This is a genomic window from Aliivibrio fischeri (assembly GCF_009727955.1).
Classification (GTDB): Bacteria; Pseudomonadota; Gammaproteobacteria; order Enterobacterales; family Vibrionaceae; genus Aliivibrio; species Aliivibrio fischeri_A.
Genome location: NZ_WOBR01000004.1, coordinates 13349 through 30045, shown reverse-complemented (window position 1 = coordinate 30045; position 16697 = coordinate 13349). Strand labels below are relative to the sequence as shown.

At 39.5% G+C, this 16697-nt stretch carries 14 protein-coding genes; all 14 read right to left on the bottom strand.

The genetic code is table 11. From position 1 onward, the window contains the following. Positions 1-11: 11 nt before the first annotated feature. Entirely contained in the window at positions 12-431 is a 420-nt protein-coding gene (gene flaG / locus GNP81_RS03610) for a flagellar protein FlaG (RefSeq protein WP_155673575.1), read from the bottom strand. Positions 432-554: 123 nt separating this feature from the next. Continuing rightward, positions 555-1691, bottom strand: a complete 1137-nt coding sequence (locus GNP81_RS03605; protein WP_005420373.1) for a flagellin — start codon at positions 1689-1691, stop codon at positions 555-557. Positions 1692-1935: 244 nt separating this feature from the next. Then, positions 1936-3063, bottom strand: coding sequence for a flagellin (locus GNP81_RS03600; RefSeq protein WP_011262367.1), 1128 nt, complete (start codon positions 3061-3063; stop codon positions 1936-1938). Positions 3064-3458: 395 nt separating this feature from the next. Then, positions 3459-4592 carry a flagellin gene (locus tag GNP81_RS03595; RefSeq protein WP_005420375.1) on the bottom strand — a complete coding sequence of 378 codons (1134 nt, stop codon included), beginning with the start codon at positions 4590-4592 and terminating at the stop codon, positions 3459-3461. A gap of 398 nt (positions 4593-4990) precedes the next feature. Then, a complete protein-coding gene (locus GNP81_RS03590; protein WP_155673574.1) occupies positions 4991-6124 on the bottom strand; it encodes a flagellin in 1134 nt (377 codons plus the stop codon). A 57-nt stretch (positions 6125-6181) separates the two neighbouring features. Beyond that, complete coding sequence (locus GNP81_RS03585; RefSeq protein ID WP_155673573.1) at positions 6182-6559, bottom strand: hypothetical protein; 378 nt, start codon at positions 6557-6559, stop codon at positions 6182-6184. A 252-nt stretch (positions 6560-6811) separates the two neighbouring features. Beyond that, on the bottom strand, positions 6812-7951 hold the full coding sequence (locus GNP81_RS03580) for a flagellin (protein WP_005420381.1): 1140 nt from the start codon (positions 7949-7951) through the stop codon (positions 6812-6814). Positions 7952-8558: 607 nt separating this feature from the next. Beyond that, positions 8559-9752, bottom strand: coding sequence for a flagellar hook-associated protein FlgL (flgL, locus tag GNP81_RS03575; RefSeq protein WP_012533878.1), 1194 nt, complete (start codon positions 9750-9752; stop codon positions 8559-8561). 17 nt (positions 9753-9769) lie between these two features. After that, positions 9770-11650: a flagellar hook-associated protein FlgK gene (gene flgK / locus GNP81_RS03570; protein WP_005420386.1), complete on the bottom strand. Its 1881-nt coding sequence runs from the start codon at positions 11648-11650 to the stop codon at positions 9770-9772. Positions 11651-11919: 269 nt separating this feature from the next. Continuing rightward, positions 11920-12924, bottom strand: coding sequence for a flagellar assembly peptidoglycan hydrolase FlgJ (flgJ, locus tag GNP81_RS03565; protein WP_005420389.1), 1005 nt, complete (start codon positions 12922-12924; stop codon positions 11920-11922). 107 nt (positions 12925-13031) lie between these two features. Further along, positions 13032-14153, bottom strand: a complete 1122-nt coding sequence (locus tag GNP81_RS03560; RefSeq protein ID WP_011262372.1) for a flagellar basal body P-ring protein FlgI — start codon at positions 14151-14153, stop codon at positions 13032-13034. Between the two features lie 2 nt (positions 14154-14155). Beyond that, positions 14156-14947 carry a flagellar basal body L-ring protein FlgH gene (gene flgH, locus GNP81_RS03555; RefSeq protein ID WP_011262373.1) on the bottom strand — a complete coding sequence of 264 codons (792 nt, stop codon included), beginning with the start codon at positions 14945-14947 and terminating at the stop codon, positions 14156-14158. Positions 14948-14959: 12 nt separating this feature from the next. After that, positions 14960-15748: a flagellar basal-body rod protein FlgG gene (gene flgG / locus GNP81_RS03550; RefSeq protein ID WP_005420395.1), complete on the bottom strand. Its 789-nt coding sequence runs from the start codon at positions 15746-15748 to the stop codon at positions 14960-14962. Between the two features lie 54 nt (positions 15749-15802). Continuing rightward, complete coding sequence (locus GNP81_RS03545; RefSeq protein WP_005420397.1) at positions 15803-16552, bottom strand: flagellar basal body rod protein FlgF; 750 nt, start codon at positions 16550-16552, stop codon at positions 15803-15805. Positions 16553-16697: the final 145 nt, after the last annotated feature.

Sequence of the window (16697 nt, the reverse complement as noted above, 5' to 3'; positions counted from 1 at the left end):
CAATTAACGGTTTAAATCCTCTCAGCTATCAATCCAGATGCACTGGCAGCTAAATCTCTAGCAACTTCCAACATCTTTTCATCGGGAATTTGTCGAATGATATCACCGCTGCTGACTTCAAAAACGGTAATAACCTGCCGCCCTGACTCTTCATCTAGGCGAAACGATAGTCCTCGATCCATGCTTTTAACGTATTCATTAAGCTCTTCTACTGCTTTATGAAGTGCTTCTTTCTTTTTCGTTTCAAGCTTTTGTTCTGCTTCTGCAACAATGGCTTCGCTAGCGGTTAAAGGTTCTGTACCTTCGATAAGCGATGCTTTGTTATCTACATAAACAGATGATGCTGGTTGCACATTAGAACTAGCAATTTGCGTGCCGTTATTTGAAGGGGGTGTGGAGTGGATTGTTGAAGATACAAATGATGAATCCATAGTATTTTCCTCCTAATACGAAAAAAGACAGCAAGAGGAGCGGTCCTGCTGTCATATTTCAGTAAGTGGGTAGACGATGAAGCCGCCCACCTACCTATTTTAGTATTATCAATTAATCAACGATTAACGTAATAGACCTAGAGCAGCGTTTGGCGCTTGCTTAGCTTGAGCAAGGATAGAAGAACTTGCTTGCTGTAGGATTTGAGACTTAGTCATTTCAGTTGTTTCTTTCGCGAAATCAACGTCTTTGATTTGGCTCTTAGAAGCAGAAACGTTTTCGTTAATGTTGTCTAAGTTGCTGATTGTGTGACCCATACGGTTTTGAGCAGCACCTAGTTCAGAACGGTGACTATCAACAAATTTCATTGCTGCGTCAACAACTGCTACTGCGTTTTGAGAACCAGCAACTGTAGTTACGTCGATGTTGCCAACAGTTTTGTTTGCAACTTCAGCATCAGCCATACCAGTTTCTTTAGCTAGAGCACCAGAGAAGCTGATTTCGCCTTCTGCAACGTCTTTAGCTGCGAATACTTGTAGTTTGCCATCTTCGCCAACAGAAGCGCTAACTTTGTCAGTTTGACCGTTGATGTATGTTGCAACTTCTTCGATATCGTCGCCAGCTTTAGCGTTGATTTCGATAGCTTGCTCTTCACCATTCTTATCAGCGATTGTGATAGTCATGTTTGCATCTTTACCAGCAGTCCAACCAGCAGCAACACCTTCAGAAGCTGTGAATGTTTTACCACCCATGTTTGCTTCGTCTGCACGTAGGTTGTTTAGAGTAAGCATTACTGCTTCACCTGAATCAGCACCAACTTGGAAAGATTTAGTACCGAAGTTACCGTTAAGTAGACGTGTGCCACCGAAAGAAGTTGTTTCAGCGATACGGTTCATTTCGTCAGAAAGAGCCGTAACTTCTTGTTGGATCGCTTGACGGTCAGCGTCAGTGTTTGAACCATTTGACGATTGCAGTGCTAGGTCACGTACACGAGAAAGGATGTTTGAAGTCTCTTTCATTGCGCCTTCAGCAGTTTGCATCATAGAGATGCCGTCGTTTGCGTTACGAACCGCTACGTCTAGACCACGAGTTTGCGTGTTTAGACGGTTAGAGATTTGTAGACCAGCTGCGTCATCTTTAGCACTGTTGATTTTGCTACCAGATGATAGACGTTCCATAGATTGGTTAACGCCATCAGTTGCGCTGTTTAAGTAACGCTGTGCAGTCATTGCTGATACGTTAGTATTTACTGTAATAGACATAAATAGATCTCCTAAGGGAAAGTGCAATGGTGGTTTGGTCTCATCCTCCGCCCCAGCCATTGTTTCTCACATATATTTAAAAGCGTATCTCTATATACTTTGTAGACTCTCACCTCTACAAAATACATCGCGAGATAGCCTAAGTTTAATTTTTATAAAGTAAGTCAGACTCACTTATAACCTGTTGGGATTGAACTTTGCAGATGGCATAAGCTCACATTCTCACAAGTGTTTACTATGCTGATTAGCCCAACAGGCCTAATGCTGCATTTGGTGCCTGCTTAGCTTGAGCAAGAATAGACGAGCTCGCTTGTTGCAGGATTTGAGATTTCGTCATTGCTGTCGTTTCTTTAGCAAAATCAACATCTTTGATTTGGCTGTTAGACGCATTCACGTTCTCGTTAATGTTTTCTAAGTTGTTAATAGCGTGGTTGAAACGGTTTTGGAAAGCACCTAAATCAGCACGGTTTGAATCAACGTATTGCATTGCTGAATCAAGAATTGCTACTGCTTTTTGTGAACCACCAACGGTTGTTACATCGATGCTCTTAACTGTGTCAGATACTTTATTACCCATACCCAGTTCATTGCTTAATGAACCACTGAATTCAATATCAGTTGCATCTGCTGCTGCAAAAATTTGTAATTTGCCGTCTTCAGTTACAGAAGCATTTACTGCATCGCTTTGACCATTGATGTAAGTTGCTACTTCTTCAATGTCGTCACCAGCTTTTGCATTGATAGTGATGTTTTGTTCTTCACCTTTGCTATCAACAAAGTTCATTGTTAATTCTGTATTTTCAGCACCCACTTTCCAGTTTGAATCTTTACCTTCAGTCGCTGAGTAAGTAGAACCACCCATCGCTGTTGTATCAGAGCGCATGTTGTTCAGAGTAAGCATTACCGCTTCACCTGAATCTGAACCGATTTGGAAAGATTTAGTACCGAACTGGCCGTTAAGTAGGCGTGAGCCACCGAACGATGTTGTTTCTGCAATACGGTTTAATTCGTCATTCAAAGCAACCACTTCTTCTTGAATCGCTGTACGGTCTGCATGTGTATTTGAACCGTTAGCTGATTGAAGTGATAAATCACGCATACGTTGAAGGATGTTCGTTGTTTCGTTCATCGCACCTTCAGCAGTTTGCGCCATTGAGATACCATCATTTGCATTTCGAACTGCAACATCTAAACCACGAGTTTGAGATGTTAAACGGTTTGAAATTTGTAGACCCGCTGCATCATCTTTAGCACTGTTAATTTTAAGACCTGAAGACAAACGCTCCATTGAGCTGTTTAGGTCGTTAGTTGCGTTGCTTAGGTAACGCTGTGCTGTCATTGCTGATACGTTTGTGTTTACATTGATAGACATAATTTATTTCTCCACTTTGGTTCCGAATCACTCCGCTCCTGGACCGGTAACCGTATTGTTCATCGTTGATACTTAACTTAGCGACCTACTTTCAAATTACTTTAGAAAAACTTTTAATTTTTTAAGCTTTTCTTTTTTAAGAATTTTTAAGCTTTTTCTTAGTCACTGTGCCTTGTAATTAAGTTATCGCTCGCAATCGGAAACTCTTTAGAGAAAAATGCAAAAAAAACGAAAATAATTTAAATCCCAGATAAAACGTGAGGAAAATCACCTAATTTAGAGAGAAATAGATATTTATTGATGGTTTTATAAACAAAAAAAGCCGAGGCAAGCCCCGGCTTTGGCATAGTGTGAGAGCACTATTACCTTAGAAGTTATTTAAATCGCCTAATAAATTAGCGTAATAGACCAAGAGCAGCGTTAGGTGCTTGCTTAGCTTGAGCTAAAATAGAAGAACTTGCTTGTTGAAGAATCTGAGATTTCGTCATCTCTGTTGTTTCTTTAGCAAAATCTACATCTTTAATTCGGCTATTAGATGCAGAAACATTTTCATTAATGTTATCTAAGTTGTTTATCGCATGGCTAAAGCGGTTTTGGAATGCACCTAAGTCAGCACGATTTGAATCAACAAATTGCATTGCTGCATCAAGAATAGCCACAGCCTTCTGAGAACCACCTACCGTAGTTACGTCGATGCTCTTAACCGTCTCAGCTTGCGCTGCACCCATATTCAGTTCACCAGCTAATGAACCACCAAATTTAACTTCACCTTGAACTTTATCGTTAGAGGTTACAATTTGTAGCTCACCATTTTCTGATACTGACGCATTAACCGCATCTGTTTGACCATTGATGTAAGTCGCTACTTGCTCAATATCATCACCAGACTTAGCATTAATCGTTAACTCTTTCTCTTCACCTGCACGGTTTACATAAGAAACAGTCAATTCTGATTTCTCAGCATTTACAGCCCAATCACCACCCAGTGCCGTTTCTGCTTTATAGCTTGTTCCGCCCATTGATGCAGAGTCTGAACGCATGTTGTTAAGGCTAAGCATTACCGCTTCACCTGAATCAGCACCGATTTGGAATGATTTAGTACCAAATTGACCATTAAGAAGACGAGAACCACCGAAAGAGGTTGTTTCAGCAATACGGTTCAGCTCATCATTAAGCGCACCAACTTCTTGTTGAATCGCTTCACGATCAGAAGTTGTATTTGAACCGTTTGCAGATTGTAGTGATAAGTCACGCATACGTTGTAAGATGTTTGTTGACTCATTCATTGCACCTTCAGCAGTTTGTGCAATTGAAATACCATCGTTTGCATTGCGTACAGCTACATCTAAACCACGAGATTGTGACGTCAAACGGTTTGAAATCTGTAGGCCAGCAGCATCATCTTTTGCACTGTTAATCTTAAAGCCAGAAGATAGACGTTCCATTGATTGATTCACGCCATCCGTTGCATTGTTCAAGTAACGCTGAGCTGTCATTGCTGATACGTTAGTATTTACTGTAATCGACATAGTGGTATCTCCGTTTAGTTTTCCGATTGTTTTCCGTAGTTCGGAAAACTGAGCTTTATTATTCGACACTAAATTGATTGCTATTAGTGCCTGATACTTAACTTAACGACGGTTAAAAATAAACCTTTATCGATTTATTTATAAAATAGATGATTACTTTATGAACTATGATCGTGCTTCAAAGTTTTTTACAATTGACTAAAAAATAGCTAAAGTTTTTTTGCTTTTGACCAAGTATTAGCCAGAACCTTGATGCAAAAGGGATTTAGCCACCTCTTCCTTTAGATTTAGCTCCTTATTTCTTTATTTATTTCGCTTTAGCTACTTTATTTTCTTTAGACGAAAAAAAACCAGCAATGATTGCTGGTTTAAAAAATAGTTATGTCGATTGGTATAAGTTAACCAAGCAGTTTTAAAGCAATATCTGGTGCTTGTTTTGCTTGTGCTAGTACCGTTGAGCTTACTTGCTGTAAGATTTGAGCTTTCATCATCTCAACCGTTTCTTTAGCAAAATCTGTGTCTTCAATACGACTGTTTGACGCAGCAACATTTTCATGAATATTATTCAAGTTATTGATAGCATGGTCAAAGCGGTTTTGGAAAGCGCCTAACGTTGCTCGTTCTTTATCAACAAACCCCATTGCTGCATCTAAAGTTGCAATAGCACGTTGTGAGCCACCAACACTCGTTAGGTCTAAATCATTAACAGTATCAAATACAGCACCACCAATGGCTAATTCAGCAGAGAGTGATCCTCCAAATGTCACCGCACTTGAGACTAAATCACCTGCGGTAAATAACTGTAATTGGCCATTCTCATCAACAGAAGCTTGAACAGTATCGTTCTGCCCATTGATATACGTTGCCAATTCCTCAATATCATCACCCGCTTTCGCTTCAATCGTGATTTCTTGAGTTTTACCATTTTCATCATTAAATGACATGGTAAGCGTTTGACCACCTTCTGGTACTGTCCAACCTTTGTTTAATTGGTTTTGAGATGTGTAATGAAACCCACCCATCGCTAGTGTATCTGAACGCATACTACCTAAAGTAAGTTGAACCGCTTCACCCGCATTGGCACCAATCTGAAAGGTCGATGTACCAAACTGACCATTCAACAAACGTCGGCCACCAAAAGAAGTGGTTTCTGCAATACGATTTAATTCATCGTTAAGTGCATCCGCTTCTTCTTGAATTGCTTGTCTGTCCTGTAACGTATTAGAACCATTAGAAGACTGTAGTGCTAAATCGCGCATACGTTGCAAAATATTAGTACTTTCATTCATTGCACCTTCTGCTGTTTGTGCAATTGAAATACCGTCATTCGCATTACGAACCGCCACATCCAAACCACTCATTTGAGATTTCAAACGATTTGATATTTGCAAACCAGCCGCATCATCTTTCGCACTATTAATTCTTTTACCTGACGAAAGGCGTTCCATTGATTGGTTTAAGTGTTCTGTTGCTTGATTTAAATATCGCTGTGCCGTCATTGCAGACACATTGGTGTTTACCGTTACAGACATAACAATCTCTTAATTTATTTTCATCTTAATAGTTATAACGGCATAAATACTGAAAGCTTAACTGATATTTTGATGCCCACAACGGTCACTACTTTGAATATCATATTCATTAGGATTTATACCTTCATCTTTCAATAACTTAATAAATGCAGGATCTGAACACTCAGTACCTAAATAGTCTTTTAAATGCTTCTTAGGCTGGCGTTTCACTTTATGTTTATTGGCATTAAAACATGCCCCATAACCTTTAATGTGGCTATTTTCAGGTGTTATCCCTTCATCTTCAAAGTAGTGCTGTAATACAGGATCGATGCAATTATTAGCGGCAATCATTGAATGTTCTCTCATGCTCGATAATTGAGTAAGAGTAAACGGCACACTGTGTACTGAAGTTGAAAAGAAAATAAACAATAAAAAACGTAAGAATGAATTCATGACATGACCTTACTTATAGAATAGACAGTAAGTCATCGACCGAAATCAGATTTTCTGGATTAAAAAGAGTATTTTTGGAAGGGTAGCCCCAATTAAGGGGCATAAAGCTAGGCTGGTTTTTTATGAGGAGATCTGTGAGAAGAACACAAAAAACCAGTTACCTAAAGCTTGCACAACAATCAAGTGAACAAGAGGTTGATGAGAGATGAGAGCACCTCTTGTTCATTCATATGACTGTTGTTAGTTACTCAATTACTGCAGTAAAGTTAGTGCAGCGTTTGGTAACTGTTTCGCTTGAGCAAGAATAGAAGTACTAGACTGCTGAAGGATTTGTGCTTTTGTCATGTTTGTTGTTTCTTTAGCAAAATCAGTATCTTTGATTCGGCTGTTAGAAGCAGATACATTCTCTTGAATGTTTGACAAGTTGTTGATGCTGTGACCTAAACGGTTTTGTTTAGCACCTAAATCAGCACGCTCACGGTCGATGTAAGCAAGAGCTGAATCGATAACACCGATAGACACTTGTGCATCACCTACAGACGTTACGTCTAGTTTATCAACTGTCGCTTTAGAACCAAGACCGCTTTCTAGGCCAAGTTCAGTTGCAAGGTTACCAGTGATTGATAACTCACCTTCGATTGATGGTTCAGCAACAAACAGTTGAAGTTTACCTTCATCACCTACAGATGCTGAGATCTTGTCTGATTGACCGTTGATGTATGTTGCTAATTCTTCGATGTCGTCACCAGCTTTAGCACTGATATCGATAGAAACTGCTTCACCTTTTTTAGTCGTGAATTCTAGTTTCATGTCATTCTTACCAGGTTCTACGTTCCAAGATGCACTCTTGCCGTTTTCAGAAACGAAACGTTGACCACCCATGCTGTCATCATCAGCACGAACTGACGGTAACTTGATTAGGATTGCTTCACCAGCGTTAGCACCGATTTGGAATGCTGACTCACCGAATTGACCATTAAGTAGACGACGACCACCGAATGATGTTGTCTCTGCGATACGGTTTAGTTCATCAGATAGTGCGTGAACTTCTTCTTGGATAGAAGCACGATCTTGGTCTGAGTTAGAACCGTTTGCCGCTTGTAGTGATAAGTCACGCATACGTTGAAGGATGTTAGTCGATTCATTCATCGCACCTTCAGCTGTTTGAGCGATAGAAATACCATCGTTCGCGTTACGCATAGCAACATCAAGACCACGAGTCTGAGCTGTTAAGCGGTTAGAAATTTGTAGACCAGCAGCGTCATCTTTTGCGCTGTTGATTTTAGTACCTGACGATAAACGCTCCATTGAGTTGTTTAGGTCATTTGTTGCGTTGTTTAGGTAACGCTGCGCAGTCATCGCAGATACGTTAGTATTTACATTTACAGCCATCGTTGCTCTCCTTTGGCTTCGCTTTCACGAAAACTCATTTCTGCTCTATTCAGAAATATTTAAATTTATATCAGCCACAATTAGCCAATAGTTATTCAGTGTCATGTAATTTACATATCAAATCTCATGCCAAGATGAGAAAAACATGCACATTAATGACTGACATACAAAAGCAAAGCCTTCAACTCTACTCTGCAACTGCTATGCCACTATTTACCATTGGCAAACTGTGAGCTTCTCAGTCATAGTTATTAATTAGCATAAGGTGTGCCAGTTTTTTAAATAAATGCTTTTATATAAGCAAAAATAAATTAAAAACACTAAATAACAACAACTTACAAAATAACCATATTCTTTATTTTTCCGCTTTTTATAGAAAAAATAAGAATAAAAAATATTTTTGCCGCTTAATGAACAATAGGGCTTGCCGCTTTTTTTCTCTTTGCCTCAATAAATAAACGACTATTTACCTACGACTAAAAAGCGGCAAAAAAGCAAACGGAGCGGCAAGGCATTTCCCATGCAATGTATTGATAATTCAATTAGTTATAGAAATAAAAAAGCCTAACATTACTGCTAGGCTCTTTATTTTATTTAATGGTGGTATTTACACGTAATTAAATAAAGTAATGTCTTTTACTTTACCAAACGCTTGTTGAGACGCTTGGAGTGCTCGTGTATTTTCATTAAATTCAATTACTGCTTGTGCGTAATCTAAATCTTCAATTGAACTTAATGATTTCGACAAGGTTAAATCAAAATCTTGATGCTGCTGTTCTTGTTGATCTAAGGTATTTTGTCTTGTACCCACTTCTGCTCGTGCTTGGCTTAAGTGAATAAATGCAGCATGAAATTCATCAGTTACTTGTTGAAGCTCTGCTGTTGTTGATGCGTCAGCAACATCATTTAACGCTAATTCAGATGCTTTTTTAAATGAATCAAAAATGCTAATGGTTTTCTTTGGCTCTAGAGTGATCACATCACCTGACTTTAACTGGCCACGGATCTGAATATCAACACCTTCATATTTAATCCCTTCTGATGGATCAAATTGAGCATTTTTAACCACACTACCATCTTTTGATAATTGGTAATTATATTGGCCATTTGCCGAAGCACTGAAGCTTACTTCGTACGTAGCAGGATCGGTATAATTTGTATTCGTTGCTTGTGATAACAACAATTCAGACCCTTCTTGCAAAGCATACTGAGGATCATAATCACCAAATGGATTTTTAATTTCAGTGAACAGTTTGCTACCAGCGTCATTTACCGCAACTTCAATTGAACCTGATACCTTTAACTTACGTTGATATTCATCACCCGCATAAGCAACGGTACCATCATTAGATTTAAAAAATGGCTGTGTTTTCGGTTTCGTACCAGAAAATAAGTAGTTTCCTGATTCATCTAACATGTTAGTCAGATTCAAGAAGTTACTTGCGATACCTTTTAAATCTTGCGCGTGAGCGTAACGATCTTCTGGTGCTAATGAACCATTGATCATTTCCATTACGCTACGTTTTGCATCATCAGCAAATTGCTCAGCATTCGCAATCGCAACTTCATGACGCTCTAAACGGTTACGTGCCAATGTAATAGTATCTGTATATTGGCGTAACTCTTCTTTCTTTTGAGTTAGGTTTTGGGCATATAACGCAGCAACGGGGTCGTCTCCTGCTGTTAATAGCTTTTTACCTGATGCTAATTGTGCACTAGTGTGATGCACTTTCGCCTCTTGGCGCGAAATATCATTTTGCACCGCTTGGTAATTATGAAAGCTTGAAATACGATTTAACATACTCTACAGCTCCTTAATTACGACAATTGTAAAATTGAGTTGAACGTTTCATCCGCTGCTTTCATGATGCGTGAAGATGCCATGTACGCTTGTTGGAACTTCATCATGTTTGCCGCTTCTTCATCTAAGTTCACACCAGAAACTGAAGCAACACGACTTTGAGCTGCTTCATTCTCTACACGAGATACTTCAGATAAACGAGACGCTGTTGCTTTTTTCAGGCCGATTTCAGTATTTACGTTTTCGTATAGGTCAATCACCGTAGAACGGCCTTCGTCCATTACTTTACGTGTCTGTAAGCCTTGCATTAGCAACAAGTTACCGTTATCACCTTCAGATGGAACTAGGTTCGCTGCAAATTTATCATTTGCTGCAGCACCACCTGTTAATTCAAACGTAGTTCCACCAACAGTTACTGGGCCTTTTGGTGGGTATGTTTGAGGTTCAAGTAACATTTTTCCTTTCATATCTAATACAGCAAACTGATTTGCTGCAGGAGAGATAACTACTTGGAATTCTTTTAATGCACCTGATTGCAGAACTTTAAATTTTGCATTACCAGTTGCAAATGTTGCAGAACTTGCATAGCTTTGTGCGGCAATTTTCTCTGCTTCATTCATCTCAAGCTTAATTTCACCAGCCGCAATACGAGTTGGGCGAAGTAATACACGCTCACCGGCACTTAGTGGTTCACGAATTTCAACTCGCATACCGTCTAAGAAAAAGGTCGATGGGTTACCGGTTGGGTCTAAGCGTTGTACTTCACCTGTTGGTCGGGTCACTGTATATTGGCTACCATCGTATTTTAGTGCGTAATCGCCTGCTTTTAGTAAGCTGATATCATCAATAAATACGCCTACTTCAGCAGAAGAACCACCTTGTACAATGGCACGGCTACGTGCTGCTTGTTCTGAATTCACATCAGAGAAAATGTTTGCACCGATCTGGCCACGCAAATCAATCGCTTGGCTTTGTAAACGGTTAACTTCACTGCTGAAGCCTACTGCTACACGGCCTAATTCATCCATGATTGTTGGGATAGTGCTATCACGTAATTCGAACAGTGCCGATAATTTACCGCCAATGCTGTCATGCTGAATCGCTTTCATGCCTTTACCTTCAACCATTGCTAGTCGACGCTGTAATGGGTCTGGAGTACCTGCGATCATTTTCAATTCACTTGCATTTGTGCCAGACACAAGCATATGTCCACCACCAATTAATACATTGAATGAATTCTCGTTGTCACGCTTAGTGATCGTTACTTTTGTGTATTGAGATAGCTCTTTAATTAACTTTTCATGACGGTCCATTAGGTCATTGTGCGGACCTGGGGTCTTAACCATCATTTTGTTAATGTCTTTTAACTCAAGAGCAATGGCATTCATACGCTCTACGGTTAGATCCATCTTTTTATTTACATCTGCATTTTGCTGACGCACATTTTCGTAAAAATCATTTAAGCTTTGTGAAACAAGGCGTGATTTTTCAAGTACTACCTTACGCGCACCGATTTCGTTAGGGCTGTCGGCAAGTGTTTTTACTGCATCAAACCAATCATTGATGTTTTCAGGAATACGCTTAGCACCAATTGATGACATCATATTCGTTAATACATCAAGATTCGCTTCTGTATCCATAGAGTAGTTTAAGTTGGTTGTCGAAAGGTTCAGTTCATTTGTAGCGAACTGATCAAACGAACGTCGCACAGCGGCTACATGCACGCCTGCGCCGAAGTTTGCACCTGACACCCAATGAGGCATATTAGTATCTTGAACAACCGATTGACGACTAAAGCCTTCAGTATTAACGTTGTTAATATTGTGACTGGTCGTATTCAGTTGACGCTGCGCCGTAAGCACACCTTGTGTACCTAGATTTAGCAGATCAAGTCCCATGTTGCCTCCAAAAAAACTCTATAAAATGATGCGATAATATTTCCTAACGAATCTAATATAGCAATCAGCATGCCAACTTTTATTTATATAATTTTCAACGACTTAATTCGCACTATTGATATTTACTTTAATAACATTCCTGATCGAATACATTTTTCTTGCCTCTTCTTTGCCTCTTTTCATTTTATGCGGCAACCAAAAACAAAAAATCCTGCCGCTTTTTCAAGAGACAGGATTTAATGTTAGTGTTTGTATTTAATGCGTGCGTATTACTTTAATAAGCTTTCTACTTTTCTCATTACACTCATTACTTTATTTGAATAATTTGGATCCGTAGCATAACCCGCACTATGAATACCTTTAATGAAACTTTCTGAGCTATCCGTTTGTTGTAGTGCTCGTTCATAACGTGGGTTTTGATTTAAGAAGCGAACAAAATCACTGAAACTCTCTTCGTAGTTATCGTATGAACGGAACGCTGCATTTTCTGTCACTGCAATGTTATCGTGATACTCAAGCGTATTCTTAGAGATCTTATCTCCTTGCCAACTTCTATCTGCTTTAATATTAAATAAGTTATGACTTGAATCTACCGAGTTCTTAATGACCTTTTTACCCCAACCGGTTTCTAGTGCCGCTTGTGCAATAAGAAGATTAGAATCAACACCTAATGCTTTTGCTGCTTTTTCTGCGTACGGTTTCATGGTGTTAACAAAATCTTGAGGTGTTTCAAATTTATCAGCAGGTTGAACTTTTCTCGCTGCTAACATTTTATCAATTTGTGCAATCTCTGGCGCTTCTGTTTGAGATTCTTGTTTTGCTTGAGATGCGTGAGGATACGAATAATCAGCTGGCAGGCGCAATGTTTCATCGGTTGCCGCTTTACGCATTGCCATTCTTGCATCTTGCTCTAAGTTATTGCCGCTTTGTACAGGTGCGGCTTGGTTCATTGATGCGCCTAATTGAGCAACAATCATATCAGCTAAACCTAATGAGCCTTTTTTCGATAACTCTGTGGCCATTTGATCATCACGCATTTGTTCGAAGAACTGCTGATTATCACTGCTCATCATATCTGATTTAAAAGAGTCATTTGCATTACGCATTGATTTAAAAAGCATTTGTGTGAAGATTGATTCAAACTGCTCTGCTGCTGCACGCAATGCTTTATCTTGACTATCTTGATCGCCACTAACGGCACTTTTACGTAATTTATCAAGACCGCCTACGTCGTGGATAAATCCCACATCTGTCATATTTACCGAATTATTCATCTTCACACTTTGCATTAACTAACACTAATATAACTACAGCAAATTTGATGCCAAAAAAAACGCACCTACTAGAGGTGCGTTTATTGTCTTTATAAAGCAAGCAGCGATTAGATAATGATCAATTGACCTTCAATTGCACCAGCTTGTTTTAATGCTTGTAAAATAGCCATTAAATCTGATGGTGCAGCACCTACTTCATTCACAGCTCTTACTAAATCATCTAATGTTAAGCCCGGTTCAAATTTAAACATTTTACCTTGCTCTTCAGTCACTTCGATATCAGAGTCTGGTGTGACTACCGTTTGCCCATCACTAAATGGACCCGGCTGGCTAACCTGTAAATTCTCTTTAATTGCAACCGTCATACCACCATGGGTTACCGCAGCTGGTTTTAACTTCACGTGTTTACCAACAACAATAGTACCAGTACGAGAGTTAACAATGATTTTTGCAGAACCATCTGCTGGGTCAAAATCCACATTCTCTACTGCAGATAAGAAAGCAACACGTTGACTAATATCACGAGGAGCACGAACTCGTACTGACGTTGCATCCACAGCTGAAGCCATGTTTGGACCTAAGAAATTATTTACCGCATCAGCCATACGCTGCGCTGTAGTAAAATCTGATTCTAAAAGGTTAAAGGTAATAAAGTCACCACGACCAAATGGAGATGGAACTTCACGTTCAACCATCGCACCACCAGAGATACGACCAACAGTTGGGTTATTACCTACAATTTTAGAACCATCGGCACCAGTTGCACTAAAACCACTTACAATTAAGTTACCTTGTGCAATCGCGTACGTTTTACCATCTAGACCTTTTAAGAAAGTTTGTAATAACGTACCACCACGTAAGCTTTTTGCTGAACCTACTGATGAAACTGTTACATCAACCACTTGGCCTTGTTTAGAAAACGGTGGCAAGGTTGCAGTTACCATTACTGCCGCTACGTTTTTAGTCTTTGGTTTTGTACCCGGTGGTAATTGAATACCAAAGTTTTGCAGCATGGCATTGAAACTTTGATCGGTAAACGGGGTTGACTCACCAGTACCTGGTAAACCAGAAACTAGACCATAGCCAATTAATTGGTTACTACGAACCCCAGCAACTTCTGCTACGTCTTTAATACGAGCAGCGTGTGCTGTAGATATACTTAGGCATAACCAAGTAAAAAGTACAGTAACTAGATTTTTATTCACGTCAAAACTCCAACGATTCGTCATTATTATAGTGCTACATTAAAGAATCGTGCCAAGAATCCAGGTTCTTGCATATCTTGTTGATCACCCGTACCTGAATATTGAATACGAGCATTTGAGATTCGTGTCGAATCAATCGTGTTATCAAAATTAATATCATCTGGGCGAATGGTGCCGCTTAGTCGAATGTATTCATCACCCGTATTTAGCGTTAACCATTTCTCTCCACGGATCAGTAAGTTACCATTTGATAATACTTCGATTACTTCCACAGTAATTGAACCACTTAAGCTATTACTTTGGTTAGCCGATGTGTTACCGGTGAAGTTGTTGTCATTTGATAACTCATAAGAAAAGTTATATTGGCCACCCATTTGCAGCTCTTGTCCACCGACTTGCAATGGGTCCATGCTTGAATCATTTGATTTAGATAACTCAGCATCTGCACTTTTTGCCGCTTTTGTATTTTCAGCTAGCATAACGGTTACGATATCACCTAACCCACGAGGCTTAGTGTCATCGTACATGTCTTGTGCGTGGTCAACATTAAATAGAGAACCGGTAGCAGCCGCATAATGCTCTGGTTTTTCTTTAGGATGAATCGGCGCCCACGCAGGATCCCCTGCAATAGGATCATTACGACCACGTAGTGTATCGATGATACCTGAGTCTTCTTCTTTGGCTTTATCACCTTCAACTGCATCAACATTTGTTGTAGCAGAAGTCACCTCGCTCTCTTGTGCGCTCGGATTTTTAATTAACAGCGTTTCACAACCAGTTAATGTTGTTAATAGCAGTAAACAAAGAAGACGTTTCATCCTAATCACCAATTACAGTTGTTGGTTAACAAAGCTTGCCATCTTATCAACAGCAGAAATAACTTTAGAGTTCATTTCGTAAACACGTTGCGCTTCGATCATATTTACCAATTCTTCAGTTACGTTTACGTTTGATGCTTCAAGCATTGATTGACGAACGGCACCGAAACCTTCTAAACCTGGTGTACCTTCTTGTGGGTCACCACTTGCACCTGTAGGCAAGTATAAGTTTTGACCTACAGGCTCTAAACCGCCAGGGTTAATGAAATCAACAGTATTAATTTGACCAATAACTTGGTTATCTTGCTGACCACGTAGACGAACAGATACTTCACCATCAGTACCAACAGTTACGTTAATCGCATCTTCAGGAACAACAATTTCAGGCTCTAAACGGTAGCCTGCACCAGTGGTTACAATCGCGCCTTCATCATTAAGAGTAAATTGACCATTACGTGTATAACCAATGTTGCCATCAGGCATGGTTACTTGGAAAAAGCCTTTACCTTCAATCATCATATCCATGCCGTTTGACGTGGTTTGAGCGTTACCGTTAGTAAATACTTTTTGAGTTGCTACCACTTTAGAACCAGAACCTAGCATTAAACCAGTTGGTAATTCAGTATTCTGAGTTGATTGTGCACCGGCTTGGTTTACGTTTTGGTAAAACAGATCTTCAAATACGGCACGGCTCTTTTTAAAACCAACCGTTGAGGCGTTAGCCAAGTTGTTTGAGATAGTCGCAATGTTTGTTTGTTGTGCGTCTAAACCTGTTTTACTTACCCATAATGCTGGATTCATTGTGTATTCCTCTAAAATCTTTAATGTATTAAGTTAATCAAGTTAATTATTCAATTAACCCATACGTAATAATGAGTCTGAAGCTTTATCCATCTCTTCAGCTGTACTCATCATCTTGACTTGCATTTCAAACTGACGCTGCAAATCAATTAAATTTGTCATTTCACCAACGGCGTTAACGTTACTTCCTTCTAGCGCACCACTTAATAATGTGATATTTGCATCAGCATCAAATGTTGCACCTGGGTTCTTTGAACGAAATAAGCCATTGGTATCTTTAAATAAGTCACGATTATCGGTTTTCACTAATTTGATACGATCAACTTCAGCCATCGCTTCTGCTGGTGCACCTTGTTCAAGAACGGAGATAGTGCCGTCTTTAGCAATTTGAATTTTTGCAATCGGTAGCGGTAGCGTAATAGGTGCATCGTTCTCACCTAATACTAAATGACCGCTGCCATTCATTAGTAAACCCGTTTCATCAATTTTTAGATTACCAGCACGAGTTAAACCTTCACGGCCCGTGTTATCCATTACTGAAATCCAGCCATCACCTTCAATAGTTAAATCAAGATCACGACCTGTTGTGATCACTGAACCTTGAGAAAAGCTGCTTCCCGGACGCTCTGTCATATTAAATACACGAGTAGGTAAACCTTCACCGTACGCTTGCATTGAACGAGCTTGCTCTAAATCAGCACGGAAACCCGTTGTACTTACGTTTGCAAGGTTGTTTGAACGCAATTGCATAGCTTGCATGTTTTGCTTTGCGCCACTCATGGCTAAAAATAATGCGCGATCCATAATGAACTCCAATAATCTATCTGAAGTTATAATAGCAATCAGTGTGCCAACTTTTATTTTGTATAAATTTCAATATATTAGATTAATAAGGGCGTTATTTAATTACTGTGAGATATTTAAAGAGGAAAAAGAAAGGAAGTAAGAG

Bases quoted from the DNA above. Each gene is read 5' to 3' on its own strand.
- flaG (WP_155673575.1), bottom strand. From the start codon at position 431: ATGGATTCATCATTTGTATCTTCAACAATCCACTCCACACCCCCTTCA.
- GNP81_RS03605 (WP_005420373.1), bottom strand. From the start codon at position 1,691: ATGTCTATTACAGTAAATACTAACGTATCAGCAATGACTGCACAGCGT.
- GNP81_RS03600 (WP_011262367.1), bottom strand. From the start codon at position 3,063: ATGTCTATCAATGTAAACACAAACGTATCAGCAATGACAGCACAGCGT.
- GNP81_RS03595 (WP_005420375.1), bottom strand. From the start codon at position 4,592: ATGTCGATTACAGTAAATACTAACGTATCAGCAATGACAGCTCAGCGT.
- GNP81_RS03590 (WP_155673574.1), bottom strand. From the start codon at position 6,124: ATGTCTGTAACGGTAAACACCAATGTGTCTGCAATGACGGCACAGCGA.
- GNP81_RS03585 (WP_155673573.1), bottom strand. From the start codon at position 6,559: ATGAATTCATTCTTACGTTTTTTATTGTTTATTTTCTTTTCAACTTCA.
- GNP81_RS03580 (WP_005420381.1), bottom strand. From the start codon at position 7,951: ATGGCTGTAAATGTAAATACTAACGTATCTGCGATGACTGCGCAGCGT.
- flgL (WP_012533878.1), bottom strand. From the start codon at position 9,752: ATGTTAAATCGTATTTCAAGCTTTCATAATTACCAAGCGGTGCAAAAT.
- flgK (WP_005420386.1), bottom strand. From the start codon at position 11,650: ATGGGACTTGATCTGCTAAATCTAGGTACACAAGGTGTGCTTACGGCG.
- flgJ (WP_005420389.1), bottom strand. From the start codon at position 12,924: ATGAATAATTCGGTAAATATGACAGATGTGGGATTTATCCACGACGTA.
- GNP81_RS03560 (WP_011262372.1), bottom strand. From the start codon at position 14,153: ATGACGAATCGTTGGAGTTTTGACGTGAATAAAAATCTAGTTACTGTA.
- flgH (WP_011262373.1), bottom strand. From the start codon at position 14,947: ATGAAACGTCTTCTTTGTTTACTGCTATTAACAACATTAACTGGTTGT.
- flgG (WP_005420395.1), bottom strand. From the start codon at position 15,748: ATGAATCCAGCATTATGGGTAAGTAAAACAGGTTTAGACGCACAACAA.
- GNP81_RS03545 (WP_005420397.1), bottom strand. From the start codon at position 16,552: ATGGATCGCGCATTATTTTTAGCCATGAGTGGCGCAAAGCAAAACATG.